Origin of the sequence: Duncaniella sp. (genome assembly GCF_029054785.1) — a bacterium.
Taxonomy (GTDB): domain Bacteria; phylum Bacteroidota; class Bacteroidia; order Bacteroidales; family Muribaculaceae; genus Duncaniella.
In genome coordinates this window covers 1-2,611 of record NZ_JAIDEN010000181.1, presented here as the reverse complement: position 1 = coordinate 2,611, position 2,611 = coordinate 1, and the positions used below count along the sequence as shown (strand labels likewise).

Sequence of the window (2,611 nt, the reverse complement as noted above, 5' to 3'; positions counted from 1 at the left end):
CTCATCGACCAGCCAAAACCACCGCACATCCCCACCTCCAACGCTCGCTGCGTCAACCTAACCACCGCACATCCCCTCCAACGCTCGCTGCATCAACCAAGCCACACACCCTTCCATATCTCGCCGTACCAGCCAAGCCGCGTAGCGGCGGGCGATCCCAGGCCACTGCAAGAGCCCCCATCGGGGGTTCGCAGCTGTGGTGAAACATCAACCCCACACACATCCTCAGAGCGCCGTAGGTGCGAAACTTACCCCACAAAACATTCCGGCCAAAATAAAAAAAGAGCTGTCTTCCTCACGAGGACCGCTCTCTTTACAGAATCTAACGTAGTTAAAAGTAAATTCTAAAAACCTAACGTAAAACAAATCTTTTATTACCTAAATCATTTTCTTAAACGTGTATGTATAATCTCTCTATTGATATAATCTTCATTTCTTTCGGGGCCAAAACTTATCGGCCTTCAATAAGAATAACACAAAGATAGAGCGTTTTTCACCCGTAGTCAATAGCCCGGCGCGCAAATCTAAATCATTAAAACAACAACATAGACACTAAAACATTATTACCCAGCCGCATACACTTTGCAAGCCGGGCAATAAATCTAAATTCAATCTAAACAAAAAAACATCCCGCCAGGCAGCCAATGACCTACCCGATCGCGCCGATATTCAGAATATCGGAATCAAAAGTCTCACGCTCGACAGCCATATTGCGGAACTTGTTGCGATAGGTATAAATCGTGTTCGGCGACACCCCAAGCACACGGGCAACCTGAGCGGTATCGTCCAGCCCAAGGCGCGCGAAAGCCAGGACACGGAGTTCAGTTGTCAGTACATTCGGAGAGCTCAGAATGATCTGCTTCTCCGGAAGCAACAGGCGGTTGAGACCATCAACGAAACCGGGATAGATAGCATTGAAAGTCTCATCAAAAATATATTCGAACTTTGCGCGCTGTTCATACATCAGTTTGCCATCCTTCATGTATTTGAGAAGATCGTCAGTCTGACCTGCCGCGATCTTACGGCGACACATGCGGGTGAAATCATCAAGACAGCCCATATAGTCCGAACAGAGATTTATGAATTCAGAAATATAAACCTCCCTTGCATGGGTCGCGCAGGCCAGATCGCGCTTGACGCGCTCCATCTCCCTGACGCGGCGCTTCTTAAGATAATAGAAATTGGCAAGCAGAAGAATGGCAATCGAAAGCACTACTATCAGCGCCACCATTATGATCATACGCCGCTTTGACAGCGCACTCAAATCATGGCTGACCGGCATCATGGCATCCGAGACAAGCACGGTATTGGTCATGTCGCTCGCCTTGACAGCATTTTCAAGCGCCACAGACAGATATTTGTAGGCTTTCAGCAATTCGCCCTGCGCATAGAGCGCCCGTCCCAAGCGAGTGAGCGCCGAACCTTTCAGATCGCCACGGCGGATATCGGAAATAGCCGCCATAGCCAGGTAGCGGACCGACTCTTCATAGGAATCGAGGAAATAATACTGTCCGCCAAGCATGGTCATCGCCAAAGAAAAATTCGGATCCATAACATCGAGCTCAGTTGTCAGACTGTGGAGAGATGCAGCCGAAAGAGGTCGCTTGCCTTGAGTATAATATATGATCGACTCCACGATCTGGGCATCGGGCGATTCCGACGGAAGAAGTGTCAGCTGCTCCTGAGCCAGCCTCCGACCATCGCTGAGATATGATTTGGCAAGCGGACTATCACCCAGGATTTCGGCGATATGCAGATTTAGATCGCGCGCTATTTCAATGTAAAGCAGTTTGTTCTGAGGGAAAATCCCGATTTCTGCAATCTGTTCGAGGACATCAAGCGCATCAGGTGTCGCCCCGAATTTGCGCAGTTCCGAGACACTCAGAATCCTGAAACGCTGGGCCATGACTATGTCGCCGGCAGCACGAGCCACATCGTAGCCACGGTTAAACACGGCGATGGCCGAATCGCAGTTCAGGGTAGCTACCACAGACCCCAATTCCTGATAAAGATCCAAAGCCCGTTCCGGTTCATTGTCTATAAGGACCTTGATAGAGTCCGCTGTTTTTATTCTCTGACCGATATAGCTGTCGCGTCTGGCCAGCTCAAGGTCAAGCAGGTCGATAAGCTCCCTGTTGGACGAAGGAAGCGGCTCGGATCCGACAGCACAAGCAAATGGTGCTAACAGAAAAATCAGATAACAGAAAAATGCTATTCTCATCAATTCAATGATCAGGAAATGTGCTACAATTTTAAACAGACAAAATGAAACATCTAATCAGCCAAGGCGAAAGCCAATTAGTGTGGATAGTTATTGGGTTGTAGTAATAGGTTGTATAGAAGAGAGGTAAGTTAGGAAAGAGATTAGACTATTGATTTATTTCCGACAAAGATAGTATTAAATTATTTGAGTTACAAATCAAAACGGCAAAAAAATTAATCAAAAAAAATTGTCTCTGCCGATTTATTCAGTATCGGCAGAGACAGTAAGGTAACGTTCTTTATATTACGCGATTGCGCAAAACGCCATTCTAAGAGGTTGTTTAACAACAAGAGTTAAAATCTGAGTGGTGTATCTTTTAGATAAATTGTTGTAAATGAGAAAGGAGCA

1 protein-coding gene is annotated in these 2,611 nt (G+C 46.9%); it reads right to left on the bottom strand.

What is annotated here, in order from left to right; all coding sequences use genetic code 11:
- Positions 1–649: 649 nt before the first annotated feature.
- On the bottom strand, positions 650–2,221 hold the full coding sequence (locus K2H17_RS11045; RefSeq protein ID WP_300134757.1) for a DUF6377 domain-containing protein: 1,572 nt from the start codon (positions 2,219–2,221) through the stop codon (positions 650–652).
- Positions 2,222–2,611: the final 390 nt, after the last annotated feature.